Source organism: Streptomyces sp. NPDC058145 (assembly GCF_042884245.1).
Lineage (GTDB): Bacteria > Actinomycetota > Actinomycetes > Streptomycetales > Streptomycetaceae > Streptomyces.
Window position 1 is genome coordinate 53,082 of sequence record NZ_JBHVUH010000005.1, and the last position, 26,490, is coordinate 79,571.

The 26,490-nt window shown below is 72.0% G+C and carries 28 protein-coding genes and 2 pseudogenes; 21 read left to right on the forward strand and 9 right to left on the reverse strand.

Annotated features, from left to right (window positions below; translation table 11 throughout):
* Window positions 1-5: 5 nt before the first annotated feature.
* Window positions 6-971 carry a YgfZ/GcvT domain-containing protein gene (locus tag ACFVVO_RS12690; RefSeq protein WP_390054235.1) on the forward strand — a complete coding sequence of 322 codons (966 nt, stop codon included), beginning with the start codon at window positions 6-8 and terminating at the stop codon, window positions 969-971.
* A gap of 197 nt (window positions 972-1,168) precedes the next feature.
* Here the strand turns inward: ACFVVO_RS12690 and dtd are convergent, their stop codons facing one another.
* Complete coding sequence (gene dtd, locus ACFVVO_RS12695) at window positions 1,169-1,594, reverse strand: D-aminoacyl-tRNA deacylase (RefSeq protein ID WP_390054237.1); 426 nt, start codon at window positions 1,592-1,594, stop codon at window positions 1,169-1,171.
* A gap of 158 nt (window positions 1,595-1,752) precedes the next feature.
* On the opposite strand from dtd, the gene ACFVVO_RS12700 reads away from it, so the two are divergent.
* The 3 genes and pseudogenes from ACFVVO_RS12700 (at window position 1,753) to ACFVVO_RS12710 (ending at window position 4,895) form a co-directional block, all read left to right on the forward strand.
* Window positions 1,753-2,343 (forward strand): aerial mycelium formation protein, encoded by a 591-nt coding sequence (locus ACFVVO_RS12700; protein WP_390054239.1) that lies wholly within the window; start codon window positions 1,753-1,755, stop codon window positions 2,341-2,343.
* 72 nt (window positions 2,344-2,415) lie between these two features.
* Window positions 2,416-3,652, forward strand: a pseudogene (locus tag ACFVVO_RS12705) (GNAT family N-acetyltransferase).
* A 325-nt stretch (window positions 3,653-3,977) separates the two neighbouring features.
* A complete protein-coding gene (locus tag ACFVVO_RS12710; protein WP_390054240.1) occupies window positions 3,978-4,895 on the forward strand; it encodes a GntR family transcriptional regulator in 918 nt (305 codons plus the stop codon).
* 16 nt (window positions 4,896-4,911) lie between these two features.
* On the opposite strand, the gene ACFVVO_RS12715 is transcribed toward ACFVVO_RS12710, so the two are convergent.
* Window positions 4,912-5,100, reverse strand: a complete 189-nt coding sequence (locus tag ACFVVO_RS12715) for a hypothetical protein (protein WP_390054242.1) — start codon at window positions 5,098-5,100, stop codon at window positions 4,912-4,914.
* A gap of 130 nt (window positions 5,101-5,230) precedes the next feature.
* Here ACFVVO_RS12715 and ACFVVO_RS12720 point away from each other — a divergent pair, with 130 nt between their 5' ends.
* The 8 genes and pseudogenes from ACFVVO_RS12720 to ACFVVO_RS12755 all read left to right on the forward strand — a co-directional run bounded on the left by ACFVVO_RS12720 (window position 5,231) and on the right by ACFVVO_RS12755 (window position 11,507).
* Window positions 5,231-6,109, forward strand: a complete 879-nt coding sequence (locus ACFVVO_RS12720) for a winged helix-turn-helix domain-containing protein (protein WP_390054244.1) — start codon at window positions 5,231-5,233, stop codon at window positions 6,107-6,109.
* A gap of 29 nt (window positions 6,110-6,138) precedes the next feature.
* Entirely contained in the window at window positions 6,139-6,858 is a 720-nt protein-coding gene (locus tag ACFVVO_RS12725; RefSeq protein ID WP_390054246.1) for an HAD family hydrolase, read from the forward strand.
* 63 nt (window positions 6,859-6,921) lie between these two features.
* Window positions 6,922-7,206 carry a hypothetical protein gene (locus tag ACFVVO_RS12730; protein WP_390054248.1) on the forward strand — a complete coding sequence of 95 codons (285 nt, stop codon included), beginning with the start codon at window positions 6,922-6,924 and terminating at the stop codon, window positions 7,204-7,206.
* Window positions 7,207-7,405: 199 nt separating this feature from the next.
* Complete coding sequence (locus tag ACFVVO_RS12735) at window positions 7,406-9,583, forward strand: phosphotransferase (RefSeq protein WP_390054250.1); 2,178 nt, start codon at window positions 7,406-7,408, stop codon at window positions 9,581-9,583.
* Between the two features lie 32 nt (window positions 9,584-9,615).
* Window positions 9,616-10,236 (forward strand): TetR/AcrR family transcriptional regulator, encoded by a 621-nt coding sequence (locus ACFVVO_RS12740; protein WP_390054252.1) that lies wholly within the window; start codon window positions 9,616-9,618, stop codon window positions 10,234-10,236.
* A gap of 40 nt (window positions 10,237-10,276) precedes the next feature.
* A pseudogene (locus tag ACFVVO_RS12745) lies at window positions 10,277-10,709 on the forward strand (AAA family ATPase); the annotation flags it as partial.
* A 121-nt stretch (window positions 10,710-10,830) separates the two neighbouring features.
* Window positions 10,831-10,992, forward strand: a complete 162-nt coding sequence (locus ACFVVO_RS12750) for a hypothetical protein (protein ID WP_390054886.1) — start codon at window positions 10,831-10,833, stop codon at window positions 10,990-10,992.
* Window positions 10,992-11,507, forward strand: a complete 516-nt coding sequence (locus tag ACFVVO_RS12755) for an HAD domain-containing protein (protein ID WP_390054254.1) — start codon at window positions 10,992-10,994, stop codon at window positions 11,505-11,507. Before ACFVVO_RS12750 ends, ACFVVO_RS12755 begins: the two co-directional genes overlap by 1 nt.
* Here the strand turns inward: ACFVVO_RS12755 and ACFVVO_RS12760 are convergent.
* Window positions 11,485-12,390 (reverse strand): aminoglycoside phosphotransferase family protein, encoded by a 906-nt coding sequence (locus ACFVVO_RS12760; protein ID WP_390054256.1) that lies wholly within the window; start codon window positions 12,388-12,390, stop codon window positions 11,485-11,487. The two genes, ACFVVO_RS12755 and ACFVVO_RS12760, sit on opposite strands and share 23 nt — an antisense overlap.
* 169 nt (window positions 12,391-12,559) lie before the next feature.
* Between ACFVVO_RS12760 and ACFVVO_RS12765 the strand changes: the two genes are divergently transcribed.
* The 3 genes from ACFVVO_RS12765 to ACFVVO_RS12775 all read left to right on the forward strand — a co-directional run bounded on the left by ACFVVO_RS12765 (window position 12,560) and on the right by ACFVVO_RS12775 (window position 14,246).
* Window positions 12,560-13,045 carry a helix-turn-helix domain-containing protein gene (locus tag ACFVVO_RS12765; RefSeq protein ID WP_390054258.1) on the forward strand — a complete coding sequence of 162 codons (486 nt, stop codon included), beginning with the start codon at window positions 12,560-12,562 and terminating at the stop codon, window positions 13,043-13,045.
* Between the two features lie 75 nt (window positions 13,046-13,120).
* Window positions 13,121-13,792, forward strand: coding sequence for a hypothetical protein (locus tag ACFVVO_RS12770; protein ID WP_390054260.1), 672 nt, complete (start codon window positions 13,121-13,123; stop codon window positions 13,790-13,792).
* Between the two features lie 106 nt (window positions 13,793-13,898).
* Window positions 13,899-14,246 carry a DUF2516 family protein gene (locus ACFVVO_RS12775; protein WP_390054888.1) on the forward strand — a complete coding sequence of 116 codons (348 nt, stop codon included), beginning with the start codon at window positions 13,899-13,901 and terminating at the stop codon, window positions 14,244-14,246.
* Window positions 14,247-14,265: 19 nt separating this feature from the next.
* On the opposite strand, the gene ACFVVO_RS12780 is transcribed toward ACFVVO_RS12775, so the two are convergent.
* The 3 genes from ACFVVO_RS12780 to ACFVVO_RS12790 all read right to left on the reverse strand — a co-directional run bounded on the left by ACFVVO_RS12780 (window position 14,266) and on the right by ACFVVO_RS12790 (window position 18,027).
* Complete coding sequence (locus ACFVVO_RS12780; RefSeq protein WP_390054261.1) at window positions 14,266-15,567, reverse strand: PP2C family protein-serine/threonine phosphatase; 1,302 nt, start codon at window positions 15,565-15,567, stop codon at window positions 14,266-14,268.
* A gap of 321 nt (window positions 15,568-15,888) precedes the next feature.
* Entirely contained in the window at window positions 15,889-16,980 is a 1,092-nt protein-coding gene (locus ACFVVO_RS12785; RefSeq protein ID WP_390054263.1) for an NlpC/P60 family protein, read from the reverse strand.
* Between the two features lie 258 nt (window positions 16,981-17,238).
* Complete coding sequence (locus ACFVVO_RS12790; RefSeq protein ID WP_390054264.1) at window positions 17,239-18,027, reverse strand: class I SAM-dependent methyltransferase; 789 nt, start codon at window positions 18,025-18,027, stop codon at window positions 17,239-17,241.
* Between the two features lie 276 nt (window positions 18,028-18,303).
* On the opposite strand from ACFVVO_RS12790, the gene mshA reads away from it, so the two are divergent.
* From mshA to ACFVVO_RS12805, 3 genes are all read left to right on the forward strand, one after another.
* Window positions 18,304-19,641: a D-inositol-3-phosphate glycosyltransferase gene (gene mshA, locus ACFVVO_RS12795; RefSeq protein ID WP_390054266.1), complete on the forward strand. Its 1,338-nt coding sequence runs from the start codon at window positions 18,304-18,306 to the stop codon at window positions 19,639-19,641.
* Window positions 19,634-20,134 carry a YbjN domain-containing protein gene (locus ACFVVO_RS12800; protein WP_390054267.1) on the forward strand — a complete coding sequence of 167 codons (501 nt, stop codon included), beginning with the start codon at window positions 19,634-19,636 and terminating at the stop codon, window positions 20,132-20,134. Before mshA ends, ACFVVO_RS12800 begins: the two co-directional genes overlap by 8 nt.
* A 173-nt stretch (window positions 20,135-20,307) precedes the next feature.
* The gene (locus ACFVVO_RS12805) at window positions 20,308-21,111 is read left to right on the forward strand and encodes a hypothetical protein (RefSeq protein ID WP_390054269.1); all 804 of its coding nucleotides are present in this window, start codon (window positions 20,308-20,310) and stop codon (window positions 21,109-21,111) included.
* A 12-nt stretch (window positions 21,112-21,123) separates the two neighbouring features.
* Here ACFVVO_RS12805 and ACFVVO_RS12810 read toward each other — a convergent pair whose 3' ends face one another.
* Entirely contained in the window at window positions 21,124-21,927 is an 804-nt protein-coding gene (locus tag ACFVVO_RS12810) for an AraC family transcriptional regulator (RefSeq protein ID WP_390054271.1), read from the reverse strand.
* 49 nt (window positions 21,928-21,976) lie between these two features.
* Here ACFVVO_RS12810 and ACFVVO_RS12815 point away from each other — a divergent pair, with 49 nt between their 5' ends.
* Window positions 21,977-22,426, forward strand: coding sequence for a DUF2000 family protein (locus ACFVVO_RS12815; protein ID WP_390054273.1), 450 nt, complete (start codon window positions 21,977-21,979; stop codon window positions 22,424-22,426).
* A 363-nt stretch (window positions 22,427-22,789) separates the two neighbouring features.
* Complete coding sequence (locus ACFVVO_RS12820) at window positions 22,790-23,020, forward strand: hypothetical protein (protein ID WP_390054274.1); 231 nt, start codon at window positions 22,790-22,792, stop codon at window positions 23,018-23,020.
* Window positions 23,021-23,116: 96 nt separating this feature from the next.
* Here ACFVVO_RS12820 and ACFVVO_RS12825 read toward each other — a convergent pair whose 3' ends face one another.
* A complete protein-coding gene (locus tag ACFVVO_RS12825; RefSeq protein WP_390054276.1) occupies window positions 23,117-24,388 on the reverse strand; it encodes an MDR family MFS transporter in 1,272 nt (423 codons plus the stop codon).
* A 210-nt stretch (window positions 24,389-24,598) separates the two neighbouring features.
* Here ACFVVO_RS12825 and ACFVVO_RS12830 point away from each other — a divergent pair, with 210 nt between their 5' ends.
* Window positions 24,599-25,360, forward strand: a complete 762-nt coding sequence (locus ACFVVO_RS12830) for a phosphoglyceromutase (protein ID WP_390054278.1) — start codon at window positions 24,599-24,601, stop codon at window positions 25,358-25,360.
* A gap of 248 nt (window positions 25,361-25,608) precedes the next feature.
* Here the strand turns inward: ACFVVO_RS12830 and ACFVVO_RS12835 are convergent, their stop codons facing one another.
* Window positions 25,609-26,154, reverse strand: coding sequence for a hypothetical protein (locus tag ACFVVO_RS12835; RefSeq protein ID WP_390054279.1), 546 nt, complete (start codon window positions 26,152-26,154; stop codon window positions 25,609-25,611).
* Window positions 26,155-26,490: the final 336 nt, after the last annotated feature.

Genomic DNA, 26,490 nt, shown 5'->3' on the forward strand with positions numbered 1-26,490 from the left:
CCCGTATGAAAAGCCCTCTGCTGTCCCTGCCCGGCGCCGTACCCGGCGAGGGCCCGGACGAAGGCGTCGCCGCCCACTACGGCGAGCTGTTCCGCGAGCAGCGCGCCCTCGCCGATGGCACCGGTTTCGTGGACCTGTCCCACCGCGGGGTGATCACCGTCACCGGCGAGGACCGGCTGAGCTGGCTGCACCTGCTGCTCACCCAGCACGTCAGCGACCTGCCGGCGGGCGAGGCCACCGAGGCCCTGATCCTCTCCGCGCACGGTCACATCGAGCACGCGCTGTACCTGGTGGACGACGGCACGACGGTCTGGGCCCATGTGGAGCCCGGCACCGAGGAGGCGCTGATCGCCTACCTGGAGTCGATGAAGTTCTTCTACCGGGTCGAGGTCGCCGACCGCACCGCCGAGGTGGCGGTGGTCCACCTGCCCGCCGGCTCCATCGCCGCGGTGCCCGAGGGCGTCGCCGTACGCGAGACGGCGTACGGCCGTGACCTCTTCCTGCCGCGCGCCGAGCTGGAGTCGTTCGCCGCGAAGTCCGGCCCCGCCGCCGGTCTGCTCGCCTACGAGGCGCTGCGCGTGGAGCACCACCGCCCGCGCCTCGGCTTCGAGACCGACCACCGCACCATCCCGCACGAGCTGGGCTGGATCGGCACCGCCGTCCACCTCCAGAAGGGCTGCTACCGAGGCCAGGAGACGGTGGCCCGGGTGCAGAACCTGGGCAAGCCGCCCCGGCGGCTGGTCTTCCTGCACCTCGACGGCAGCGAGGTCCACCTGCCCGCCCACGGCACCGAGATCCGCCTCGCGGACGAGGGCCCCGACGGCCGCAGGATCGGCTTCGTGACCACGTCCGTGCGCCACCACGAACTGGGCCCGGTGGCCCTCGCCCTGGTCAAGCGCAACGTACCGCTCGACGCCCGGCTGGTGGCCGGGGAGACGGCCGCCGCCCAGGAAGTGATCGTCGAGCCGTAGGGCCTTCGCCCGACGACGGGAATCCGGCGGCGGGCCTAGGCCCTTTCGTTTGGATCATGCCGGGCTCGCGGGGTCTGGCACCGCGCCTCGCCGCGTTGTCGTCGGTTGCCATGGCTCCGCCATGGCGCCCTCCTCCGCCTTGCGATGCACGGCACCAGACCCCGCTCCCTGATCCGGCCTGATCCAAACGAAAGGGCCTAGATCTCGAGCAGCACCGTGAACGGCCCGTCGTTCGTCAGGGACATCCGCATCCGCGCCCCGAACCGCCCCGTCGCCACCGTCGCCCCCAGCGTCCGCAGCTGGGCGACCACCTCGTCCACCAGCGGCTCCGCGACATCGCCCGGCGCGGCCGCGTTCCAGGTCGGGCGGCGCCCCTTGCGGGCGTCGCCGTAGAGGGTGAACTGGCTGACGACGAGCAGCGGGGCGCCGATGTCGCTGCACGACCGCTCGTCCTGCAGCATCCGGATCGACCAGAGCTTGCGGGCCAGCTGGGCCGCCTTCTCCTTGGTGTCCTCGTGGGTGACGCCGACCAGGACGCACAGGCCCTCGCCCTCGATCGCGCCCACCGTCTCGCCGTCCACGACGACGCTCGCGCCGTCCACCCTCTGCACCACCGCACGCATGCCGACCATCATGCCGGGTGACCGGGCCCTGGACACGGTCGGCCCATTATTGATCCTTACGCCCCCATGTGGGGCCGTTCGGGGGCACTCGGTCACATAGCGGCGACTTGGGGTGGCACGATGCTTCCACACGCCGGTCGAGGGGACGGTCACACCACATGAGCACACCGAGTACCAGGTGGCTGGAGACGCACCGGCCGCCCGCGCAACGCGGCGAGGGGCAGCCCGGCCCGTCGCTGCCCGCGGAACCCGCCGAGTACGACCTGACCCGGCCGAGCCTGCCCGAGCTGCGCGCCCTGCGCCGCGACGCCCAGCGCGACGAGGCGGACCTCAGCTATGTGCGGCGGCTGCTGCAGGGCCGGATCGACATCCTGCGCGCCGAACTCGCCCGGCGCGGCCGGGCGTCCGTACCGGCGCCCGCGGACGCCTCCGTGGTGGAGCGGCTCCCGGAGATCCTCACCGACGCCCCGGCCCGCCAGCGCTCCTCCGCCCGCCATGTCACGCTCGGCACCCCGCTCAACGAGGAGTACCGGCTGCTGGCCGCCGAGATGCTCGGCGAGGTCGAGCTGTCGGACCTCGGGGCCCGTACCGACCGGGAGCTGACCACCGCCATGGGCCGCCTGGTCGGCTACGAGCAGGAGGTCTCCCGGCGCCGCCAGCGCCTGCAGCGGATTACGGACGACTGCAGCGGGGAGATCGCCCGCCGTTACCGGGTGGGCGAGGCACAGGTCGACGACCTGCTGACCTGACCCCGAGAGGGCCCGGGCGGACCACCGGAAATCCGCGCGACAGGGCCCGCGCCGCCCCCCTACCGTGACCCCATGACGAACGACGTCCGCACGGTCACCGAGGCCGAGTTCGAGGACTGGCTCCGCGCGCTGAACACCGGCTTCCTGAGAGAGCCGGTGACGGCACCCGAGCAGATCGAGTCGCGCCGCCGGCAGCTCTCCGGGGGCCGGCCGCTCGGCGCCTTCGACAACGGCCGCTGTGTGGCGACCTTCCGGTCCTTCGCCCAGGAGATCACCGCTGTGGGCGGCGCCACCGTCCCCGCGGACGCCATCACCAACGTCACCGTCAGCCCCACCCACCGCCGGCGCGGCCTGCTGAGCCGCATGATGGCGCAGGACCTGGCGGCGGCGAAGGAGCGCGGTGACGTCGTCGCCACGCTGATCGCCGCCGAGTACCCGATCTACGGCCGCTACGGCTTCGGCCCGGCCACCTGGACGACCGAGTGGACCGTCGAGGTGCCCCGCAGCGGCCTCGACCCGCGCTGGTCGGGCCCGGAGGACGGCGGCCGGATCGATCTCGTGGACGGCGAGGACGTCCGGGGGCTGGGTCCCGAGCTGCATGAGCGGGTCCGCCGCGCCCAGCCCGGGGCGGTCAGCAGGGACGAGCTGTGGTGGCAGGTGAACACCGGTGCCGTCCGCTTCGGCGGTAGCTGGACCGAGCCGTTCTACGCCGTCTATCGGGCGGCCTCCGGCGAGGTCGAGGGCCTGGTGTCGTACGAGTCCGACGACCACTGGCACGACAAGCAGCCGCACAACACCGCCGACGTCAACTGGCTGCTCGCCGCCACCCCGGCGGCCGAGCGGGCGCTGTGGCGGTTCCTGTGCTCGATCGACTGGATCACGAAGGTCAGGAGCGGTTGGCGCGGCCCGGACGACCTGCTGCCGTTCTTCCTGCCCGACCCCCGCGCGGCCCGGGTGACGGCGCACGCGGACTGGCTGTGGGTGCGCGTCCTGGACGCGGGCCCTGGAGGCGCGCACGTACGACGGGACCGGCTCGCTGGTGCTGGAGGTCGTGGACGCGGACGGTCTGGCCGGAGGACGGTTCCGGCTGGAGGCCTCGCCGCAGGGCGCTTCCTGCGCCCCGGCCGGTGGAGCGAGTGCCGATCTCACGCTGCCGGTCGCGGAGTTGGGCACGGTCTGGCTGGGGGACGAGTCCCTGGTGCGGCTCGCGGCCCTCGGGCGGGTCCGGGAAGAGCGAGAGGGCGCCGCCCGGAAGGCCGACGCCCTGCTGCGCACATCCGGGCGACCGTGGTGCCCGGACATCTTCTGACAGTCCCTTCTGCCGGCGACGCGTGCTGTCCATCCGTAGCGAGCTGTTCAGTTGTCACGGTGTTCGGTTGTGGCTGTGCGATGCCGTGTTCAGTTGTGGCTGTGCGGGCCGTACGGGCCGTTCAGTTGTGACTGTGCGCTCCGGTGGCCGTCCCCTGCCCGGGCTCCCGGCTCCCCTCCGGAAGGAAGCCCGGTCGGCCAACCACTGAGAAGCTTGACCATGTCGCTCAAGTTGGCGACCAACTTCACTGTACTTATCTCCGTTTGGGTGCGTCTCATAACCACCTTTCCGCGAACTGCCGCAAGATGGCGCGAAGTTGTAGTGTTTGTGCGTGGACCCGGAACACGCCTCCGCCAATGGGCGGAAGAGGCCACAGCGGTCACGCACGTCACACCGCGAGGTGGCCGACGAACTGCGCGCCCGGATCAGGTCCGGGGAACTGCGGCCGGGCCAGCGCATGCCCACCCAGGCCAAGCTGGCCGACGAGTTCGGCGTGGAGCGCGGAGCCGTGCGCCAGGCCCTGCGCATCCTGCAGTCGGAGCACCTGCTCACCGGCGTGTCCAAGGGTGCCCCCGCCATCGTGGCCGCCCTCGCCCAGCAGGTCAGGCCGGTGGCCGGCCCCGCGGCCGGGCCGCAGCCCACCATGGTGGGCCTCGCCCCGCGCATCGCGGCGTCCTTCGCCGCCCCGCACGTCGAGATCGACGCCCTGTGCCTGACGTCCGTCTCGCTCACACTGGCGATCGGGGAGCCGCTCCGGCAGATCCATGCCGGACAGTTGAAACCGGCCAAGATCGACGTGCGTGTCCTGCTGCCGTCCCGGGACATCGACCTCGCCTTCCCGGCACCGGTGGTCGACGCCTCCGACGGCGGGCTGCTGCACCGGCGCTGGCTGTCCCAGCGCAACGCCCAGGGTCAGGTGCTGCGCGACAACCTGCTGGCGCTGCGCACCACGCACGGCATCGACGTGCGCGTCTCCTTCCGGGCCCTGCCCTTCACCCCGCCGGTCAAGCTGTACCTGCTCAACGGGAGCGAGGCGCTGTTCGCCTACTACACGCTCGTCCGCCGCGAGCGGGAGATCGACCACGAGCACCTGCAGCTCTACGACGCCGAGGGCACGCGGTCGATGCTGTTTCCCTTCGCGCAGGGTGCGGACCTGCGCGACACCACGTTCGTGGAACAGTCCCACCTGTGGTTCAACGCACTGTGGGAGACGATCAGTTCGGATCTTCTGCTCACACCCTAGGGATCGCCGGCCCCGGTCACAGGGCCGGTCCGGCGAGGAGCAGGGCGAGCAGCACGGCCCCGGCGGAGCTGACCGCCGGGCTCTTGGCCCTGATGCCCACGGAGAGCAGCAGCAGGCCGACCAGACCCGTGGCGCCGTACTTCCATTCGACGAGCTGTTCGAAGCCGACGACGAAGGCGGCGCAGAGGAGCGCGAGGACAGGCATGGACGTTCCCCCTTTCGGTCTGCCAACTTGACCAAGTTGGCAACCAACTCTGATTAAGTTGTCCCCACTTGGCTCCTACTTATAAACGACTTGGCGACAACTCCCGTCAGATGGGTCAGGGTTGTAGCGTTTGGTTGTGGCTCAGGAGAACGTGGCAGTGAACGGCAGCAGACGGCTCACGTCCCAGGAGATCGCCGACATCCTGCGGGAACGTATCCGCACCGGCGCCCTGAGGGCGGGGGAGCGCCTGCCCACCCAGGCGGAGCTGGCCGTGGAGTTCGGTGTGGAGCGCGGCGCCGTACGGCAGGCCCTGCGGGTACTGGCGGACGACGGTCTGCTCAGCGGCGTCAGCAAGGGCAGCCCCCCGCGGGTCGCCGAGTTCGCCCCCGCCCATGACGAGCCCCAGTCGACGATGGTGGGCCTCGCCCCCCGGCTGACCGAGGCGTTCGCGGCCCCCCACGTCCGCATCGACGCCGTGTGCCTGACCGCGCAGAGCCTCATCCCGGCCCTCGGTGAGCCGCTCCGGCTGATCCACGAGGGCCGCATCCGCCCCGGCCGGATCGACGTGCGCATCCTGCTGCCGTCCCGGGACATCAACCTCGCCTTCCCGGTCTCGGTCGACGCGCACGGCGACGACGACCCCGTGCACCGGCGCTGGCTGGAGATGCGCAACGCCCAGGGCCAGGTCCTGCAGTACAACCTGCGGGCCCTGCGCTCCACGCACGACATCGACGTCCAGATCACCTTCCGGGCCCTGCCGTTCACCCCGCCGGTCAAGCTGTACCTGCTCAACGGCGTGGAGGCGCTCTTCGCGCACTACATGGTCACCCGCCGCGAGGAGCCCACCGACTCCGGCACGCTGGAGATGTACGACACGCTCGGCTCCGAGTCCCTGCTCTTCTCCTTCGAGAAGCGGGCCGGTCAGCGGGACGCGGCATTCGTGGAGCAATCGCAGAAGTGGTTCGACGCCCTCTGGGAAACCATCACGACGGACCTGACACTCTCCTAGTGACTTCTGATGCGACGCGGACCGAACCGGTGACAGAAGAGACCGAGGACGAGACCGAGGAACTGCGGAATCTGATCAGACGTGCACGTGTCGTGCTGTGGGACTTCGACGGGCCGATCTGCCGGCTCTTCGCCGGGCACTCGGCGGAGCGCGTGGCGACCGACCTGGCCCGGTGGCTGGAGAGCCGGGGCCTGCACGGCCTGCTCACACGGGAGGAGCGGGAGTCCCTGGACCCGCACGTCGTCCTGCGCGCCGTGGACCGCAGGCACCCCGGCAGCGACCTGGTCGCTGAGCTCGAGGAGCGTCTCACCCAGGAGGAACTGCGGGCCACCGGGTCGGCGATGCCCACCGCGTACGCCGATCCGCTGATCCGCACCTGGACGGCGGTCGGCTCGCGGCTCGCGATCACCACCAACAACTCGCCGCGCGTGGTGCGCGAATACCTGGCGGGACGTGACCTCGTGGACTGCTTCACCCCGCACCTCTACGGTCGCAGCCAGGACCTCCATCACCTCAAACCGGACCCGCACTGCCTCAACCGTGCCCTGAACGCGATGGGCGCGGCCCCCGAGACCGCCCTGATGATCGGCGACACACCCTCGGACCTGCTCGCCGCGAACAGCGCCGGCGTTCCCTTCCTCGGCTACGCGCGCAACGAGCGCAAGGAGAAGCTGCTGCGGGAGGCCGGTGCCACGCACACCGTGCGTTCGCTGCGGTCGGTGCTGAGACAGGTACGGGCTCAGGCCTGAGTCATCAGCAGGGTGAAGACCACGGCGGCCCCGACGGCGAGGCCGGCCCGGCGCGTCCACACGTTGACGTCCGAGTCACTGGACGCGCACATCCGCCTCCAGGTGGAGCGCGTCCGCGCGGGAATCATCCGGCCGCGGCGCATCGCCCTGCGCGGACTGCTGCCCTCCGAGTCGCTGGTCCTGCCCTGTCCGCGGAACAAGGACGACCGGACGGACGACCGCCCCCAGAAGCGACTGGGGGCCATCGGCCGGCGCCACACGGAGCCCCTGCGAACCATGCTGAGGGAACTGCTGAACCGCCCCGCCGAACAGCGCGGGGCGCCCCGGAGGGCGGCCCCCGTGCGCTAGCATTCCCGCACCGCTGAACCGGTCGATCTGTTCCCCGCATATGGAGACGGCGAATCAGCACGCCCGGCGACCGGCCTCGAAGCCCGGCAGACCACCCGTTGTGACCATTCGAGGTCGACTCTGGTCGTGCCTGGAATCACCTGCACCTAATGTTTGGCATACCTTCCGTCTCTCTCGCGCGAGTCACCCGGAGCGGCCAGTGGGCGCACCCTCTCTTCCCCGTCGGCACCCCGGGGAAGGCGCCTCGCCCGGCGCCATCAGCGCATTCGTACGCGAAGCCGCCGAACGGGGCGTGGCGAGCAGCGGGCACCACAACCGGAACCACGTGCTGCCGGTCACCGAGGACGTGCGGCACCTGCTGGGGCGTGACACCGGCACCTGCGTGACCGTGCGGGTCCGCCGGGGTGACGTGCTGCCGGTCGTGATCAGGACGTGGCAGGACGAGTCGGCGATCCTGGACGCCATCAAGGGCATCCTGCCGCACGTCCCGCAGTGCCTTGCCAGGGGCGACGGCTACGCGATCCACAGCTATGTCGAGGGTGTGCCGCTGTCCAGCGTGTGCGAGGACGGCAAGCCGGTCGACGCCCTGCTCGTCAAGGCCCTGGCCGGTCTGCTCGCGCAGATGGCCCAGGTGCGCAGGGAGGCGCTGCCGCCCCTGCCGGCCGCCTGGCCGCGCAACGACAAGGACAGCCAGGGTTTCCTGCGGACGCTCGCCCGCCTGGCGGACCGTCAGATCAGGCGGGCGAACTGGCCGGGCTTCGGCGGACTGTTCGCCGCGCTCGGCATCCCCGAGGACGCCCTGACGCGGTTCGCCGAGCGGGTCCCGGCCATGGCCCGGCGGCCCTACAGCCTGCTCCACGCCGATCTGCACCGGGACAACCTGATCATGTCCTACGGCGGTGACCCGCCCCTGATCTGCGTCGACTTCGAGCTGGCGACCTACGGCGATCCCCTGCACGACCTGGCGACCCACCTGGTCCGCATGCGATACCCCTCGCACCAGTGGAACGAGGTGATCGACGCCTGGGCGGACGCCATGCGGCTGATCCGTCCCGCGGCCGTCAACGGGCTCGCCAAGGACCTGCGGCACTACGTCGCCTTCGAGCGGGCGCAGTCGGTCTACCCCGACGTGATGCGGGCGGCCGACTCCCTGCACGCGTCGCCCGACCAGAAGAGCCTGGACGACGCGACCGCGGCGGTGCGGCGCGCACTGGAAGTGGCGGCCGGCCCACTCGGGCTCAGCAATCTGCCGGACGCGCGCGAGATCGAGCGGATCCTCTTCCGCTGGCGCGCCGCCAGGAACGGCGGCCTCGGCCTGTCCGCCAAGATCAGGGACTGGCACCAGGACCAACGCGTCCCCGAACACCCCGACTTCCCGCACTCCGCGGTGCGCCAGGCCCTGTTCGCGGAGGGCGCCACGCCCGCCAGCCGGGTCTTCAAGGGCACCGGGCACCTCAACTCGGTGGTGCGGGTCCCCGGCATCGACATCCCCGTCGTGGTCCGCCGCAAGGTGGCCAACGTCTGCCGCAGGGAGCGTGGCTTCCTGAGCGAGCACGCGGTGCTCCGGGCCATCGACCTCGCCGGCGTGGGCGTGGCGGCCCCCAAGTTCCTTGCCCTGGGGACCAGCTACCAGGGGGAACGGTTCGCCATCCACACCTACGAGGGGCCGCGGGACGGCGAGCATCCCCCCGACCACCCCGTGCACGGCCTGCTGCCGCACGAGGCGGACCGGCTGGTGGACCAGCTCCACGCCCTGACACGGGTGGGTTACAAGGAGCTCGACCCGGCGGCCGGCGAGGGGGACTTCTACGGCTGGCTGAGCGAGCAGCTCGTCCTGCTGGTGGAGGAGCTGCCCAAGGAGTCCCAGCAACTGGCTCGGCTGTTCGGGCTGCCCGACGCCGGCCGGCTCCGCCAGATCCTGGCCCGGCACACCGTGAGCCGCCGGGAGCCGGCCCTGCTGCACGGCGACCTGAACCCCTGGAACCTCGTGCGCCGCGCGGACGAGCTGGCGCTGACGATCATCGACTGGGAGATGGCGGTGGTCGGCGACCCGCTCTACGACCTGGTCAGGCACATGCACCTCACCCCGACCCGCCCGGAGATCCGGGACCGCATGTTCCAGCGCTGGCAGAAGCTGCTGGCCCCCGGGCACACCGTCGACTGGCTGCAGGACTGGCGGGTCTACCGCTGGATCGAGATCGTGCGGTCGGCCTACGTGGACCTCGACCGCCTGGTGACCGGCGCGAGCCTGGACGCCCCCAACGTCCGCCGGGCCGTGGACTCGTACGCCATGACGCTGGCCGCCGCCACCGCCTCCCTCGGCCTGCCCACCCGCCGCCCGACCGCGAACCCCTATCTGGCCCGCGCTCTGGCGTGAGACCGGACGAGCCCTGCGCCTAGGCTCCCCCCATGGAAGAGATGGGCCTGCGTGAGCGCAAGAAGCGGCGGATGTACCAGGACGTGTCGGACACCGCCGTGCGGCTGTTCCTGGAGCGGGGCTTCGATGCCGTGTCCGTCGCGGAGGTGGCCGCCGCGGCCGGGATCTCCAAGCCGACCCTCTTCCGGTACTTCCCCGCCAAGGAGGACCTGGTCCTGCACCGGATCGCGGACCACGAGACGGAGGCCGCGCGGGTGGTGGCCGGAGCGGCGGAGCCGCTGGAGGCGCTGCGCCGCAACTTCCTCGACGGGCTGGAGCGGTGCGATCCGGTCACCGGTCTGAACGACCACCCGGCGGTGCTCGCCTTCCACCGGCTGCTGTACGGCACGCCCGCCCTGGCGGCGCGGATGTACGGCTACCTGGAGCGGTCGGAGGCCGCGCTCGCCGAGGCGCTCGGCGGCGGGCTGGACGCGCGGCTCGCCGCGGGCCAGATCATCGCCGTGCAGCGAATCCTCGCACTGGAAAACTGGCGGCGGATCGCGGCGGGGGAGGGAGTGGAGGAGGTCCGGCCGGACGCGGTGCGGGCCGCCGAGCGGACCTTCGAGCGGCTGGCGGCGGGGCTGCCCGGACTCCAGAGCTGTGAGACTCGGTAACGAACGTAACTCGGTTACATAATTTCTGTACGCTGGGGGCATGACGTCATCCCAGCGCACCCTCGACGCCACCCTCCACACCGAGCGCGCCTATCACGACACCTGCCGAGCCGCCCTCGCCGCCATGGTCGACGGCGCCGCCGCACAGGTCGTCACCGGCGAGGACGTCTCCGCCTCCGGTGCTGACGCCGAGGTGCTCGGATACCGGCTGCGCAGCCAGGCCAAGGCGCTGCGCGAACTGCCCGAGGGCCCGCTGTTCTTCGGCAGGCTGGACTTCGCCGCGGACGATCCCGAACACGGCGGGCAGAACTACCACGTCGGCCGTCTCCGGATCACCGAGGACCCGGCCGCCCCGCCCCTCGTCGTCGACTGGCGGGCCCCCGTCTCCCGGGCCTTCTACCAGGCGCCGTGCGCGCGGCGCTCGCCCGCGAGGGCTCGGTCGGAGTCGTCACGGCGGACGCGGACCTGGCGCGTGTCCGGGACGCGCTCGCCGCCGCCGGCATCGGCACGGCCGGCCCGGAGGAACTCGGCGCCCGGGTCGCCGTGGTGCCCGCGAGCGCGGTCAAGGGACTGGAGTACGACCACGTCGTCGCCGTGGAGCCGGCCGCCGTCGCGGAGGCGGAGGAGCGGGGCGCGAACCGGCTGTACGTGGTGCTGACCCGGGCGGTCTCCCGCCTGGACGTCGTCCACGCCCGGCCGCTGCCCTTCTGCCGCGGTCTTCAACCGGCGCCCGATCAGGGGCATCCTGAACGGTGATGCTGCTCTTCCTCGACGTCGACGGGCCGCTCATCCCGTTCGGTGCGGCGGACCGGGCCTATCCGGTGTACGACCGCGGCCTCGCCGGGCCGCCGGACGCGGGCGGCCATCCGCTGCTGAACCGCGTCGACCCGGCGCTCGGCGCGCGGCTCGGTGGTCTCGGCTGCGAACTGGTGTGGGCGACGACCTGGATGGACGACGCCAACGCGTGCCTGGCGCCCTGGCTGGGGTTGCCCGAGCTGCCGGTCGTGCGGTGGCCGGACGAGGACGAGCCGCCCGGCCTGCTGCACTGGAAGACCCGGTCACTGGTCGCCTGGGCGGCGGGCCGCCCCTTCGTCTGGATCGACGACGAGCTGACCGAGGCCGACCGTGCCTGGGCCGCCGTCCACCATCCCGCGCCCGCCCTCCTCCACCGGGTCGACCACCGGTACGGCCTGACCGGCGCCGACTTCACCGCCGTGGCGGAGTGGCTGCGGCTGTCTGTCCAGCCGCTCAGCCGGCCGCCGCGTCGGTGAGGATCGCCTGGAGCCGGGCCCGGCACTCGGCGACGAAGGCGGGCCAGGTGTGCCAGTAGTAGGAGATCCCGCTGACCCCCACCGCGATCGCCCAGGCACGGGCGCGCGTCCAGGTCGCGTCGTCGAGGTCCAGGGCGTCCCGGTAGGCCTGTCGCGCTCGCTGCGGCAGGTCCCACACGGGAGCGTGCTCGGCGTCGGGGAAGCCGACCGAGAGCGCTCCGAAGTCGATGACCGCGTGCAGTCCGCCGTCCCGGACCAGGAGGTTGGTCGGCTTCAGGTCGCCGTGGAGCCACACATGGGGTCCGGACGGGTCGGGCAGTGCGAGCGCCGCCCGCCACAGCCGTTCCAGGGTGTCGACGTCGAGCCCGGAGCCCACGGTGGCCCGGCAGTCCTCGAAGGCCGCACGGACCCACTGGTCGCAGGGCCCCAGAACGCCGCCGCGGTACCAGCTCAGGTCCCCGGCGCGCGTCGCTCCCATGAGATCGATGCCGTGCAGTTCCCTCACCACCGCCGCCAGGTCGGCGCCGAAGGCCGCCCAGTCCCGGACGGTGTCCGGGCCGGCCTCGTCGCCGTCGATCCAGCGGTGCACCGACCAGAGGACGGGGAAGGCGTCGGTGGGCGTCCCGGCGTGCACGGGCTCGGGGATCGGGCAGGGCAGGAGCGGTGCCAGGCGGGGGAGCCATTCCTGCTCCTTGCGCACGGACCGTCCGTCGGCGGTCCGCGGCAGTCGTACGAGCAGGTCGTCGCCCAGCCGGTACATGGTGTTGTCCGAGCCGGCGCCCGCGCGCGACAACGGCAGGCCGGCCCACTCCGGGCGCTGTGCCCGCAGCAGTGACCGGATGAGCGTCTCGTCGACCGGGATCTCGTCCTCGTGAAGCGTCACCGCGGCAGTCTCACGGCCGGAGGGAACGGACGCCAGTGAGTTTCCGCGGGGATCGTGGCCGGCGAGCGGGGGCGGCACTGGGACGGGCGGGTGAAGTCCTCGGGCGGTGTGGCGCACTCTTGCAAGCAGGTGCTTGCAATTGTTAGCGAAGGTGCGGCATGGTGGAGGCATGGCATCGCTCAACGTCGGCAATCTCGGTGAGTACCTGCGCGAGCAGCGGCGAAACGCACAGCTCTCGCTGCGGCAGCTCGCCGATGCCGCCGGGGTGTCCAATCCGTACCTGAGCCAGATCGAGCGCGGGCTGCGCAAGCCCAGCGCGGAGGTGCTCCAGCAGGTCGCCAAGGCGCTGCGCATCTCCGCCGAGACGCTGTACGTCCGCGCCGGCATCCTCGACGCCGAACGGGACCGGGACGAGGTGGAGACGCGCGCCGTCATCCTCGCCGATCCCTCGCTCAACGAGCGGCAGAAGCAGGTGCTGCTCCAGATCTACGAGTCCTTCCGCAAGGAGAACGGATTCGGGGTCGGCGAGCCGGCGGCGGAGGACGCGGAGGCGGCGGAGCGGACCGGCGGCACCGAAGTCCCGAGCGACACCGCCGTACGCGGCAACCGCACGGCCGGCGGCAGTGATGCCGGTCCGCGGCGGACGGCCGGATAGCCGGACCAGGGCCCGGCCGCCCAGACCGCGGACACACCAACCTCAGCCGAACGCGAATCCGGGAGGACCCTCACCATGGCCATCACCGACGACCTGCGCAAGACCCTCAGCGACCCGAAGCCGCTCTACTTCGCCGCCGGCACCGCCGACCTCGCGCTCCAGCAGGCCAAGAAGGTGCCCGCCCTGGTCGAGCAGCTGCGCGCCGAGGCGCCGGCCCGTATCGAGGCGGTGCGCAACACCGACCCGAAGGCCGTGCAGGAGAAGGCCGCCAGTCGTGCCAAGGAGGCCCAGACGACCCTGCAGACCAAGGTCAACGAGTTCATCGGCACCCTCGACGTCGACCTGAAGAAGTTCGGCGAGAACGCCCAGGACCTCGCCCTGCGCGGGGTCGGTGTCGCCGCCGAGTACGCCGTCAAGGCGCGCGAGGCCTACGAGAAGGTCGCCGAGCACGGTGAGCAGACCGTGCGGAACTGGCGCGGTGAGGCCGCCGAGGAGATCGAGGACCTGGCCATCGTCGTCGAGGGCAAGCCCGAGCCGGGCGAGATCCGGACGGAGCCGACGCCGGCCGCGGTCAGGACCGAGCCGAAGCCGGCCGCGGTCAGGACCGAGCCCGTCACGGTGAAGAAGCCCGCGGTGAAGGAGTCCGCCGTCAAGGAGCCCGCGGCCAAGGAGTCCGCCGCGAAGAAGGCCCCGGCGCCGCGCAAGGTCACCCCGACCGTCAAGAAGACGACCCCGCCGGCCAAGTGAGCACGTCCGGCAGGACCTGAACGGGCCGGGCACCCCTGGGGTGCCCGGCCCGTTCTACGGGTACGGTGGCCGCGTACGGATCGGGAGACAACGGGCGGTGGACAGCATGCTGATGTTGGGCTTCGCGGGGTTGATGGGGATCTTGAAGATCGTCATGATGGCCCTCGCCGCGTTCGGGCTGTTCGACGCCGCCTTCCGGCGCGAGGACGCCTTCCGCGCGGCCGACAAGCAGAACAAGGTCTTCTGGCTGATCATCCTCGGCATCGCGCTCGTGGTCAGCTACCTGTTCTCGCTCCTGTCCATCCTGCCGATCGCCGGTGTGATCGCGAGCATCGTCTACATCGTCGACGTGCGTCCCGCGCTCAGGCAGGCCTCCGGCGGCAACGGCTGGGGCCGCCGCCGCGGCGGAAGCAGCAGCGACGGCCCCTACGGTCCGTACAACGGCGGCCGCTGAACGGCGGACCGCCGGGTGGTCAGGACGTGCGGTCCAGCAGGACCACCGCGACGTCGTCGGTCAGCTCGCCGCCGTTGAGGTCGCGTACCTCGCTCACGGCGGCCCGCAGCAGATCCTCGCCGCGCAGCCCCTCGGCCAGCTGGCGACGGATCATGTCCACCATGCCGTCCTGGCCGAGCCGCTCCCCGTCCGTGCCGACGCGGCCCTCGATCAGGCCGTCGGTGTAGAGCATCAGGCTCCACTCGGCGCCCAGCTCCACCTGCATCCGGGGCCAGCGGGCACCGGGCAGCAGGCCCAGGGCGGGGCCGTTGTTCTCGTACGGCAGCAGCTTCGGGGCCCGGCCGGGGCGGGCGATCAGCGGCGACGGGTGGCCGGCCAGGCACAGGCCCGCGCGGCGGCCGTCGGGGGCGATGTCCACCGTGCACAGCGTCGCGAAGATCTCCTCGTCCGCGCGCTCGTGCTCCAGCACCTCCTGGAGCGTGCCCAGCAGCTCGTCGCCGCACAGCCCGGCCAGCGTCAGCGCGCGCCAGGCGATGCGCAGCTCCACGCCGAGCGCGGCCTCGTCCGGGCCGTGGCCGCAGACGTCGCCGATCATGGCGTGCACGGTGCCGTCGGGGGTGCGTACGGCGTCGTAGAAGTCACCGCCGAGCAGGGCGCGGGAGCGGCCCGGCCGGTAGCGGGCGGCGAAGCGCAGCGACGAGCCCTCCAGCAGGGGCGTGGGCAGCAGGCCCCGCTCCAGCCGGCGGTTCTCCTGGGCGCGCAGCTTGCCCTCGGCGAGCCGCCGCTCGGCGGTGTCGGAGCGCTTGCGCTCCACCGCGTAGCGGATGGCGCGGCTGAGCAGCCGGCCGTCCAGCTCGTCCCGGAACAGGTAGTCCTGGGCGCCGACGCGCACGGCCTCGGCGCCGCGCTCGGCGTCGCCGGAGGCGGTCAGCGCGAGCACGGCGTGCCGGGGCGCGAGCTGCAGCACGTGCCGGAGCACGGCCAGCTCGTCGGCGTCCTCGTCGTGCGGGCGGCCGGGCGCCGGGAGCGCGAGGTCCAGCAGGATGCAGTGGACGTCGTCGGTGAGCAGCCGCTCGGCCTCGGTGAGGTTGCGGGCTGTGCGGACACGGACCGGCTTGCCGGAGGGGTCCAGCATGTCGGGCACGATCGGCAGGCCCGCCGGATCGTCCTCGATCAGCAGCAGGGTGAGAGTGGCGCTGTTGGCGCCGGCCGTGGCGTTGCGGTGAGCCTCTTCCTTGAGGGGGCCGCCTTGGGCGACGGCCTGCGCCTGACCACTCTCCACGGCCGGGATCGCTCTCTGCCGCGGTACGGGTACGGGCATCGTCCTGTTTTCCTTCCCTCCCCCCGAGGGCAGGTGGGGCGAGGGACCTCGACCCACCGACGGGTGACCATAGCGGTACTGCCCGCCTGGATGGAATGGTGTGAGCCGCGTCGCTCCCGCGCAGGCCCCTGTCATATGCCGCGATTCGTAACGCAGTTGGACAGGCCGCCCGTGCGGCGGGGATGACGAAGCTCACGCATCGCCCTGGTTCGTGCGGGGGTTGGCCGTGCGGTGGGTCACACGGCCGGCGCTCGGCGGGGGCCGCAGGGGCCCGCGGGCAGGCGCGCGGCGCCCGACGTGCGGGCCGTCACATGAGCTGGGTCACGCGTCCGGCCGTACGATGCCCAGGATCGGCATCGTGCCCGCGCCCGCGACCGTCACCGTCCGCCCCGGCCGCGGGGCGTGGATGATCCGGCCGTCACCGGCGTACATCGCGACGTGGCTGGCGTCGCCGAAGTAGATGATGAGGTCGCCGGGGCGCATGTCCTTGATGTCGACGTGCTTGAGCTGCTTCCACTGCTCCTGCGAGGTGCGCGGGATGGGCCGGCCGGCGTCGGCCCAGGCCTGGGAGGTCAGGCCCGAGCAGTCGTAGGAGTCGGGGCCCTCGGCGCCCCACACGTAAGGCTTGCCGAGCTGGGCGGTGGCGAACTCCACCGCTTCGCGGCCCTGCTTGGAGGCCTTGGTCTTGATGTCGTTGAGGACGCCGGTGTCCAGCCACTCCGTCTGCGCCTTGTCGGCGGCCTCCGCCTCCAGCTCGGCGAGCCGCTCCTTCTCCTTCTTCTCGAGCCGGTCCTCGAGCTGCTCGGCCTCGGAGATCTGCCGCTTGATCCGCTTCTTGGCGGCGGCCTTGGCCTTGCGGTTGACCTCGAGCTTCTTCCACTGGGCGGAGGCGTCGTCGGCGTAGTCCCGCAAGTCCTGCTGGGTGCGGGTCATTTCGCCGATCAGCTTGCTGGTGGCCCGCTGGCCGTTCAGCACCGTCCCGGCGCCGTCGATGAACCGCTGCGGGTCGTCGCTGAGCAGGAACTGGGCGGTGGGCGGCAGTCCGCCGGTGCGGTACTGGGCCCGGGCCGACGCGCCGGCCTGGTTCCTGAGCCGCTCCAGCTTCTCCTGGCCCTCGGTGATCTTCTTGGTCAGCGCGGCGATCCGGGCGGACTGCTTCTTCGTCTTCTCCTCGGCCGCGTTGTAGGCGTCGGTGGCCACGGCCGCGTCGTGGTAGAGACGGTCGAGTCTCGAGCGGACCTTCTCCAGGTCCTTGCTCTGCGGGGGCGTCGGGCTCGGGGACGCGCCGGGTGTCGCGCTCCCGCTCGGTGTGGGTGTCGGAGCGGCGAACGCCGTGCCGGGCGCCGCCAGCACGGTCACCGCGCAGACCACGGTCACGGCGGCCATGAGCAGGCCGCGCTTGCCCGTCCCCATACAGTCCCCCAAGCTGGTTAACCGTCAGTAACTTGCGGTCGTCCGATGGATCGTGCCATGGCGGCACGCGAAACGACAGAGGTCATGGGAAGTCGGGTTTCCGCCCGCCCTCCGCGCCCTCGCGCACGCCTCGATCACTCACCGCCCCCTCCGCGCGTCTCCCCTGGCCTGCGTCGCGTACGACGATCTCCTCGCCGATGTGACGAACGACGCACCGAGATCGTTCCCGGCGGCCGCCGCACGCCGGTTCGCGGAGGCTCAGTGGGCGCGCGGCGCCAACGCGCTCCAGGCGACGGTCACTTCTCCCTGCCGCCAGCGCGCGACCGAGTCCGTCACGGGCCAGTCGGCGGTGAGGTCCCGCACCGCGCGGATCCAGCGCTGACGGGCGCCGTACGAGGCGTACGGCGCGGCGGCGGCCCAGGCGCGGTCGAAGTCGCGCAGGAAGGCGTGCACCGGCTCGCCGGGGACGTTCCGGTGGATCAGCGCCTTCGGCAGCCGCTCGGCGAGGTCGGAGGGCCGCTGAAGCGAACCGAGCCGGGTCGCGAAGGTCACCGTCCGCGGGCCCTGCGGGCCCAGCGCCACCCAGACGTGCCGCCGGCCGATCTCGTCGCAGGTCCCCTCCACCAGCAGACCCCCGGGCGAGCCGCCGGCCGCCGGCGCGAGCCGCGCGCACAGCCGCTGCCACACGGCGGCGACCTGGTCCTCGTCGTACTGCCGCAGCACGTTGGCGGCCCGCACCAGCACCGGGCGCCCGGACACGGGGATCTCGAAGCCGCCGTGCCGGAAGGCCAGCCCGTCCCGCTCGTAGGGTCGGGCGGCCGCGACCCGCTCCGGTTCGATCTCGACACCGACCACGCGCGCGCGGGGCGCGACGGTGCGCAGCCGGCCGAGCAGTTCCACGGCGGTCCAGGGCGCGGCCCCGTACCCGAGGTCGATCGCCACCGGGTCGGCCGCGCGGCGCAGCGCGGCACCGTGCGTGGCGGCGATCCAGCGGTCCATGCGGCGCAGCCGGTTGGGGTTGGTGGTCCCGCGCGTCACGTTTCCCACGACGGGGGTCCCCCCGCTCGAGCGAAGCCGAGAGTGGGGGAGGGTCGCGGCGCGGGCAGTCATGCCTACGAGGGTAAGCGTGGCCCTCCCGTGGAGCCCGAGCCCGTTGCCGTCGGCCACCCACGCACCACGCTGTCGAACGGTTGAGCGAGATAAGGTCATGATTCGGTAAAGGCGCCTGATCGGGAAATGGCGGGGCACTCATCGGCTGTTGCACCCCCTGGAGGGCGCTGTCGGTCCTCCGGCAGGCATGGCCGCACCGAGGAGGAACGCCACGTGAGCCAGTACGTCAGCAGGCTCGGGCGTCGCTCCCCGGCGGCACCCCCGCGGCTCAGGCTGCACCGCAGGCCCCGCCGCGTCGCCATGCTCTCCGTGCACACCTCGCCGCTCCATCAGCCCGGAACCGGTGACGCCGGCGGCATGAACGTCTACATCGTGGAGCTGGCCCAGCGGCTGGCCGCGATCAACATCGAGGTCGAGATCTTCACCCGGGCCACCGAGGGCGGCCTCCCGCCCCGCGTCGACCTCGCCCCCGGCGTCCTCGTCCGGCACATCGACGCCGGTCCCTACGAGGGTCTGGCCAAGGAGGACCTGCCCGCCCAGCTCTGCGCCTTCACGCACGGCGTGATGCAGGCGTGGGCCGGCCACCGCCCGGGCCACTACGACCTCGTCCACTCCCACTACTGGCTCTCCGGCCACGTCGGCTGGCTCGCCGCCCAGCGCTGGGGCGTGCCGCTGGTGCACGCCATGCACACCATGGCCAAGGTCAAGAACGCCAACCTGGCCGACGGCGACACCCCCGAGCCCGCCGCCCGCGTCATCGGCGAGACCCAGATCGTCGCCGCCGCCGACCGCCTCATCGCCAACACCGAGGAGGAGGCCGGCGAACTCGTCCGGCACTACGCGGCCGACCCCGCCAAGGTCGCCGTCGTCCACCCCGGCGTGAACCTCGACCGTTTCCGCCCCGCCGACGGCCGCGCCGCCGCCCGCGCCCGCCTCGGCCTCCCGCAGGACGCCCTGATCCCCCTCTTCGCGGGCCGTATACAGCCCCTGAAGGCGCCGGACGTGCTGCTCCGGGCGGTCGCCGCCCTGCTGGACGAGCGGCCCGAGCTGCGCTCCCGGATGGTCGTACCGGTCGTCGGCGGGCCCAGCGGCAGCGGGCTCGCCAGGCCCGAGGGCCTGCAGAAGCTCGCCGCGCGCCTCGGCATCACCGACGTCGTGCAGTTCCGCCCGCCGGTCGGCCAGGAGCAGTTGGCGGACTGGTTCCGGGCGGCCTCCGTCCTGGTCATGCCGTCCTACAGCGAGTCCTTCGGTCTGGTCGCCATAGAGGCGCAGGCGGCCGGGACCCCGGTGCTCGCCGCCTCGGTCGGCGGTCTGCCGGTGGCCGTGCGCGACGGCGCCACCGGCTTCCTCGTCCAGGGTCACCGTCCGGCCGAGTACGCGCGCGTGCTGGCCCGTTTCGCCGACCAGCCCTCGCTGACGGACAGCATGGGCGCGGCCGCCGCCCGGCACGCGCTGGGCTTCGGCTGGGACACCGCGGCGGCCGCGACCGCCGACGTCTACACGGCCGCGACCCAGTCCCACCGCCGTCGCGTACGCTCCCAGCATGGGTGATGTCGAGAAGGCCACACAGGTCGTCGAGGACGTCCTGAAGGACGCGGAGCTGGAGTGGGAGAGCCCCGAGTCCGGGACGTACGTCGTCAAGCTCCCCGGCACCCGCAAACTCTCCACCACGGTCAGCCTCATCGTCGGCCGCCACACCCTCTCCCTCAACGCCTTCGTCATCCGGCAGCCCGACGAGAACGAGGCGGGCGTCCACCGCTGGCTGCTGGAGCGCAACCTCAAGCTGTTCGGCGTGAGTTACGCCGTGGACCGGCTCGGCGACATCTACGTCACCGCCCGTCTGCCGCTGGCCGCCATCACGCCCGAGGAGACCGACCGCCTCCTCGGCCAGGTCCTGGAGGCCGCCGACGGTGCCTTCAACACCCTGCTGGAACTGGGCTTCGCCTCCGCGATCCGCAAGGAGTACGCCTGGCGGGTCTCACGCGGCGAGTCGACCCGGAACCTGGACGCGTTCAGCCATCTCATCGAGCGCCCCGCCGACTGACGGGACCGAGGCCCGGGGTTCGAACCGGCGTCGGCGCGCCCCATCCGGCGCCCGGCCGACCGACGGGACCGGAGACGGGGGCCCGAACCGGCGTTCGCACGCCTGCTGTTAGCCTGCGGCGACCCGAATCCTTACCGGGTCCTCACCGTTCTCTCACCAGCAAGAGGTTGTGCATGCGCGCAGGCAGATCCGGCTCCGCGGTCGCGCTCGCGGGAGCGCTCGCCCTGGGGGCGTACGCCGCGCCGCCCGCGGCGGCGGCGGACACCGGCATCAAGGTGTCGAACCTGGTGGTGAACCACGGCAAGCCCATCATCGTGGGCACCACCGCCGAGGTCACACCGGACTTCACGTATTACATGTCCTGGCCGTCCGGCCCCAAGCTGCCGGACGTGGACGCCTTCCCGTTCCTGTACCACGACACCACCGCCGCCAAGGGCGCCGACGACGGCGGCATCTACACCGGCTCCACCACCTGCTACGAGGACGGCACGCACGCCGCCGACTGCGACGGCGAGCTGTACATCGACCCGCCCTACCGGCTGGACTCCAACAACGACGCCACGACCTGGAAGATCGCGGTCTCCGCGCGCATCTGGGGCGCGGACGGCCAGCCGAAGAGCCAGGAGTACCTGACCGGCTTCGGCTCGGTGCAGGTCAAGCGCGCCGGGAAGGCCACCGTCAACGCCTCGCCCGAGCCCGTCGCCAAGGGCAAGAAGCTCACCGTGTCCGGCCGGCTCACCCGCGCGGACTGGGTGAGGCACACCTACACCGGCTTCGGCGGCAAGTCGGCCAAGCTGCAGTTCCGCAAGGCGGGCACCAGCACCTACTCCACCGTCAAGATCGTGCAGGCCGACTCCGCGGGCTACCTGAAGACCACGGTCACCGCGGCCGCGGACGGCTACTGGCGCTGGACCTACGGCGAGACGTCCACGACCGGCGGTGCCACGGCCGCCGGCGACTACGTCGACGTCAGGTGACCCGGCGCGCCCTCACCGGGCACTGAGCCGGTAGCGCCCCGGCGGCACGCCCACCAGCTTCTTGAAGTGCCGGGTGAGATGGGCCTGGTCGCAGAACCCGGTCGCCACCGCCACCTCACCCGGCGGCAGCCCGTCCAGCAGCAGCCGCCGGGCCCGGCCGACCCGGCGGGACATCAGGTACTGGTGCGGGGGAATGCCGTAGGCACCGCTGAACGCCCTCACCAGGTGGGCCGGATGGGCGTGCAGCAGCCGCGCCGCGTCGGCGAGCGCCAGCCCCTCGGTGACGTGCTCGTCGAGCAGGTCGCGCAGGGACCGGGCGAGACCGGGGCCGCGGCCGGGACGGCGGGCATCGGCGTCCCGGCCCCGCAGATGCTCCCGCAGCCGCTCCCCGACCAGCGCCAGCCGGCTCTCCGCCTCCAGCTCGTCGCCGGGCCGGGCCAGGACGGAGTGCAACTGCCCGACCCGCAGCCGCAGTACCGGATCCCGCAGATCGGGGCCGTCCACGGCCGGGCCGATCAGCTCGTCGCCGAGATGGCTGCCGTCGAGGTACAGCACCCGCTTGCGGAAACCGTGCGGGGTGGCGGGGGAGCCGTTGTGCGGCACGTGCGGCGGCAGCAGCGAGACGGTGTCGTGCGGGGTGCCGTGCTCATGCCGGTCGAGGTCGTACCGTACGGCGCCGTCGTCGACGATCAGCAGCGTCCAGGCGTCGTGGACGTGCATCGGGTACGCGTACTCGGTGAAGTGGGCGTGGAAGACCTCCACGACACCCGGGACGCGCGGGCGCCAGGCGGAGACGTCGGGCTGGTCGGCGGCCACGCAAAAAACGTACAAGACCGCGGCGCGCCCCGGTCGGCAGTCTCACTCCATGAACACCGAACCGCATGCCGAGCCGGCCGCCGCCCCCGTCCGCTTCGACACCAAGATCGCCGTACTGCTCCGCGAGGACCTGGCGCCCTGGCAGCGCCTGAACGTGACGGCGTTCCTGGTCAGCGGCCTGGGCAGCCGGGTCCCCGAGGTGATCGGCGAGCCGTACGAGGACGCCGACGGCGTGTCCTACCTGCCGATGTTCCGCCAGCCGGTGCTGGTCTTCGAGGGCACCAAGGAGACGCTCACGGCGGCCCACGCCCGGGCCCTGTCCCGCGCCCTGCCCCGGTCGGTGTTCACCTCCGACCTGTTCGCCACCGGCAACGACCGCGACAACCGCGCGGCCGTACGGGCGGTGGGGACCGCCGACCTGGACCTCGTCGGGCTCGCCGTGTACGGGCCGCGGAACGGGGTGGACAAGGTGCTGAAGGGTGCCCGAATGCATCGGTGACCGAATCTGCACAGCGCATGCGCAAGCCCGCGCCCGCGAACGCGATAGGTGCGGAGTTGTCCGGATCGGGACCGCCCTGGCAAGAGCTACGGCCCCTGTGCGCCGAACCGCTTGTGGAGATGCTGCCCTCAATCGATGACCAGGTGGGCACGGATGAGGAGCCGGTGCCCTCAACTGCCCCGTGACGCAAGCCGGTCGACTGGATGCCGGACACGCTCCGTGATTTGATCCATCGCGCCGCCGGGTTCAAGCCAGGGCGTCCGGAAACGGATGCCCCACGCACCCGCGGTCGCGGCCAAGCCGTCTGTCCCCAGCGGGGCCGCTCCCCCCCTTGTGGAACCTCCAACGAAGGGCAGTTTCGACATGACCTCCGCTCCCCAGGTCCAGACCGCCGAGATCTCCGACGCCGAGCTGGACGGCGTCTCCGGCGGCCTGGACCCGCAGGCCGGCATCGTCGCCGGTCCCGCCGCGCTCAACAGCACGGACCTGCTGGCCCAGCTCGGCACCGTCACGGACACGGTCCAGGGCGCCGTCGGGCAGCTCCAGGGCGCCGCCGCCCAGTTCAACCGGGTCGGCGTCTACGCCTCCTTCTGATCGCCCGGGCGCCGGCCCCCCCGGCGCCCACGGCGACGAGCCCCCTGCCCGCGGAGCACCGCGCGCAGGGGGCTCGCCCCTTCGGTCCGTCCGCGCTCAGGCCGCGCTGAGCTCGGCCTCCGCATCCGCCGGGGCGGTCTCGGCCGGCCGCCGTTCGGCGGGCGGCCGCCGCATGAGCACCCCGTACCCGATCCCGGCCACGGTCCCCACGCCGGCGCACATGGCCCACAGCCACTCCGCGCCGAACCGGTCGATGACCGCGCCGGACATGAGCGGTGCCACCAGCGCGGCCACGGACCACGACAGCGTGTACATCCCCTGGTAGCGCCCGCGCCCGTGCACCGGAGACAGCCGTACCACCAGCCCGGTCTGGGTCGGGGCGTTGACGATCTCGGCGAGCGTCCACACGCACACGGTGAGCGCGAAGACACCGACCGACCCGGCGAAGGCGGTGAGCCCGAAGCCGTACCCGGCGAGCAGGGAGGAGACGACGAGGAGCGTGCGCGGGTCGCGGTGCTCGATGAAGCGGGTGACGGGGATCTGCAGCGCGACGATGAGGACGCCGTTGACGGCGACGGCGAAGCCGTAGTCGGCGGCCGTGAACCCGGCCCGGCCCATGGCCACCGGCAGTCCGACGGACCCCTGCTGGAAGACGAGGGCGACGAGGAAGGACAGCCCGACGACGGCCATGTACCGCCCGTCGCGCAGCACCGTGCCCAGCCCGACGTCACCGTCCGCCCGCTTGGCCGTGGCCACGGGCCGTGACTCGGGCAGCTTGAGGAAGACGACCACCGCGCACGCCAGGGTCATCACGGCCTCGATCAGGAACCCGGCGAGATAGCTGAACTCGGCGATGAACCCGGCCGCCATGGAGGAGACGGCGAAGCCGAGGTTGATCGCCCAGTAGTTCAGCGAGAACGCCCGCACCCGGTCCTCCGGCCGGACGATGTCGGCCATCATCGCCTGCACGGCGGGCCGCGAGGCGTTGGAGGCCATGCCGACCAGGAAGGCGACGCCGGCGATGGTGACCGGGTCCTGCATGAATCCCAGCACCGCGACGGACACGGCGGTGGCGCTCTGGGCGATCAGCAGGGTGGGCCGCCTGCCGAGCCGGTCGGCCATCACCCCGCCCCCGAGCGAGGAGACGACCCCGCCGAGCCCGTGCAGCGAGGCGACGAGACCGGCGTACGAGGCCGAGTACCCGCGGTCCAGCGTGAGGTACAGCGCCATGAACGTGGCGACGAACGCGCCGAGCCGGTTGACCAGGGTGCTCGTCCACAGCCACCAGAACTCGCGGGGCAGCCCGGAGACGGTCTCCCGGGCGGCACGTCTGAGACGGGTGACAGACGCGACGGACGCGACAGACATGGACGGGACCCCCCACGGGTACGGAAATGTAAGCGGCTCAAACGGTAAGCGCAACTTACATGTACTGGGCGGGCGGCGGCCACTCGATTAACGGGAGCCGCAGGTGAGCCGTACGGGACGCCTGACGGGAACGGCCCGCTCGGTGGCCGGCCCGTCCGCCCACCGAGCGGGCCGGGCGACGGCCCGAACACGTGGATTACGCTCTGAGGCATGGCCGACGCACCGTACAAGCTGATCCTCCTCCGCCACGGCGAGAGCGAGTGGAACGCGAAGAACCTGTTCACCGGCTGGGTGGACGTCAACCTGAACGAGAAGGGCGAGAAGGAGGCAGTCCGCGGTGGCGAGCTCCTGAAGGACGCCGACCTCCTCCCCGACGTGGTCCACACGTCCCTCCAGAAGCGCGCGATCCGCACGGCCCAGCTGGCCCTCGAGGCCGCGGACCGCCACTGGATCCCGGTCCACCGCAGCTGGCGGCTGAACGAGCGCCACTACGGCGCCCTGCAGGGCAAGGACAAGGCGGCGACGCTGGCCGAGTTCGGCGAGGAGCAGTTCATGCTCTGGCGCCGCTCCTACGACACCCCGCCGCCCCCGCTCCCGGACGACTCCGAGTTCTCCCAGGCGAACGACGCCCGCTACGCCACCATCCCGCCGGAGCTGCGCCCGCGCACGGAGTGCCTCAAGGACGTCGTGTCCCGCATGCTCCCGTACTGGTACGACGGCATCGTCCCCGACCTCCTGACCGGCCGCACGGTCCTCGTCGCCGCCCACGGCAACTCCCTGCGTGCCCTGGTCAAGCACCTGGACGGCATCTCGGACGCCGACATCGCGGGCCTCAACATCCCGACGGGCATCCCCCTGTACTACGAGCTCGACGCCGACTTCCACCCGGTGACCCCCGGCGGCAAGTACCTCGACCCGGAGGCGGCGGCAGCGGCCATCGAGGCGGTCAAGAACCAGGGCAAGAAGAAGTAGGTTGAGCGATCATGCCCCTGACCTGCGCAGGAAGCGCGGATCAGGGGCATTTTCACGGCCTGGGCCCTTTCCGGGCCCTCAGGCCTCCGGCTCCTGTGGCCGGAGCGCCCGTCCGAAAGCCTTTCGGGCCCGGTCCCGGCTGCTTCTCCGGCCCGAGGAACAGACGGGCAGCCGTGAGATGGGCGCCGGGCGTCTCGCGCGCGCTGCCGGCAGGTGGGGCGGCGATTGGGACACGGTTCCTGGCACGTTCAGTGCTCGCTGGTGGAGATGTAGGTGCCGTGCCAGGTGTGATACCAGACGGCGCCTGTGGAGGCGTTGACCGAGAGCATGCCGTTGATCTTCCCGGTGCGCATGGTGTGGAGGGTGTAGTAGCCCGGGAACGCGTCGGGTTTGGCGGCGGTCAGGTCGCTGCGCCGGTCACGCAGCCACTGCTGGGCGCGGTGCTGGGCCTGGTCGGGGGAGAGCCGGGTCTGTGTCTGGCCGCGAGGGTGCATACCGTAGTCGGCGTTCCACATCATTGCCGGGCCGTACTCGATCCCGGTGTCACCGTTGGCCGGGTTGACGAGGATCTCGGTGGCCAGCCTCCCGGAGGGGGTCTTCAGCTCGGCGTAGAAGTTCTTCGAGAACTGCATGACCTCGCCAACGCGCAGGTCGAGCCGGTGGGCGAAGGCGTCGGCGCGCTGTCGGGCTTGGTCCAGGGTCTGCACCGGGGTGCCGTCACCGCGTTGCCAGTAGTGCCCGCCCATCATGCCGGGGCCCCACGAGCAGTCGTTGCCCATCATGCCCGACCCCATGCCGGGTCCCCATGAATCCCAGTTGTCCCAGTCGTTGCCCGTTGTGCCCGACCTCCAGCAATTGCTGCCGGAGGAGCTTGGCGCGGCGGTCGAGTGAAGGGCGGCACGGCTGGACGTAGGGTCGGCTGCCGCGCATCCGGCAGCCACCGTGCCGGCCAGCGCGACGGCCACAAGCACCGAGACGGTCTGTCTGCTTGTGCTGCACACGGTCATCACCGCTTCAGGTCGATCCGTTGGCGTCCGCCCGACGCAGCAGAGCGGGCCTGTTCCTTCCAGCCTCGCTCCGGGTCGGGCGATCAGCCCAGGGCCGTCCGGACCTGCTGTTGCCCCGACCGA

What these genes read in the sequence shown, in the direction of transcription:
- ACFVVO_RS12690 (WP_390054235.1), top strand. Translation starts at nt 6, where the DNA reads ATGAAAAGCCCTCTGCTGTCCCTGCCCGGCGCCGTACCCGGCGAGGGC.
- dtd (WP_390054237.1), bottom strand. Translation starts at nt 1,594, where the DNA reads ATGCGTGCGGTGGTGCAGAGGGTGGACGGCGCGAGCGTCGTCGTGGAC.
- ACFVVO_RS12700 (WP_390054239.1), top strand. Translation starts at nt 1,753, where the DNA reads ATGAGCACACCGAGTACCAGGTGGCTGGAGACGCACCGGCCGCCCGCG.
- ACFVVO_RS12715 (WP_390054242.1), bottom strand. Translation starts at nt 5,100, where the DNA reads ATGCCTGTCCTCGCGCTCCTCTGCGCCGCCTTCGTCGTCGGCTTCGAA.
- ACFVVO_RS12740 (WP_390054252.1), top strand. Translation starts at nt 9,616, where the DNA reads ATGGAAGAGATGGGCCTGCGTGAGCGCAAGAAGCGGCGGATGTACCAG.
- ACFVVO_RS12755 (WP_390054254.1), top strand. Translation starts at nt 10,992, where the DNA reads ATGCTGCTCTTCCTCGACGTCGACGGGCCGCTCATCCCGTTCGGTGCG.
- ACFVVO_RS12765 (WP_390054258.1), top strand. Translation starts at nt 12,560, where the DNA reads ATGGCATCGCTCAACGTCGGCAATCTCGGTGAGTACCTGCGCGAGCAG.
- ACFVVO_RS12770 (WP_390054260.1), top strand. Translation starts at nt 13,121, where the DNA reads ATGGCCATCACCGACGACCTGCGCAAGACCCTCAGCGACCCGAAGCCG.
- ACFVVO_RS12775 (WP_390054888.1), top strand. Translation starts at nt 13,899, where the DNA reads ATGCTGATGTTGGGCTTCGCGGGGTTGATGGGGATCTTGAAGATCGTC.
- ACFVVO_RS12780 (WP_390054261.1), bottom strand. Translation starts at nt 15,567, where the DNA reads ATGCCCGTACCCGTACCGCGGCAGAGAGCGATCCCGGCCGTGGAGAGT.
- ACFVVO_RS12785 (WP_390054263.1), bottom strand. Translation starts at nt 16,980, where the DNA reads ATGGGGACGGGCAAGCGCGGCCTGCTCATGGCCGCCGTGACCGTGGTC.
- ACFVVO_RS12800 (WP_390054267.1), top strand. Translation starts at nt 19,634, where the DNA reads ATGGGTGATGTCGAGAAGGCCACACAGGTCGTCGAGGACGTCCTGAAG.
- ACFVVO_RS12805 (WP_390054269.1), top strand. Translation starts at nt 20,308, where the DNA reads ATGCGCGCAGGCAGATCCGGCTCCGCGGTCGCGCTCGCGGGAGCGCTC.
- ACFVVO_RS12815 (WP_390054273.1), top strand. Translation starts at nt 21,977, where the DNA reads ATGAACACCGAACCGCATGCCGAGCCGGCCGCCGCCCCCGTCCGCTTC.
- ACFVVO_RS12820 (WP_390054274.1), top strand. Translation starts at nt 22,790, where the DNA reads ATGACCTCCGCTCCCCAGGTCCAGACCGCCGAGATCTCCGACGCCGAG.
- ACFVVO_RS12825 (WP_390054276.1), bottom strand. Translation starts at nt 24,388, where the DNA reads ATGTCTGTCGCGTCCGTCGCGTCTGTCACCCGTCTCAGACGTGCCGCC.
- ACFVVO_RS12830 (WP_390054278.1), top strand. Translation starts at nt 24,599, where the DNA reads ATGGCCGACGCACCGTACAAGCTGATCCTCCTCCGCCACGGCGAGAGC.
- ACFVVO_RS12835 (WP_390054279.1), bottom strand. Translation starts at nt 26,154, where the DNA reads ATGGGGTCGGGCATGATGGGCAACGACTGCTCGTGGGGCCCCGGCATG.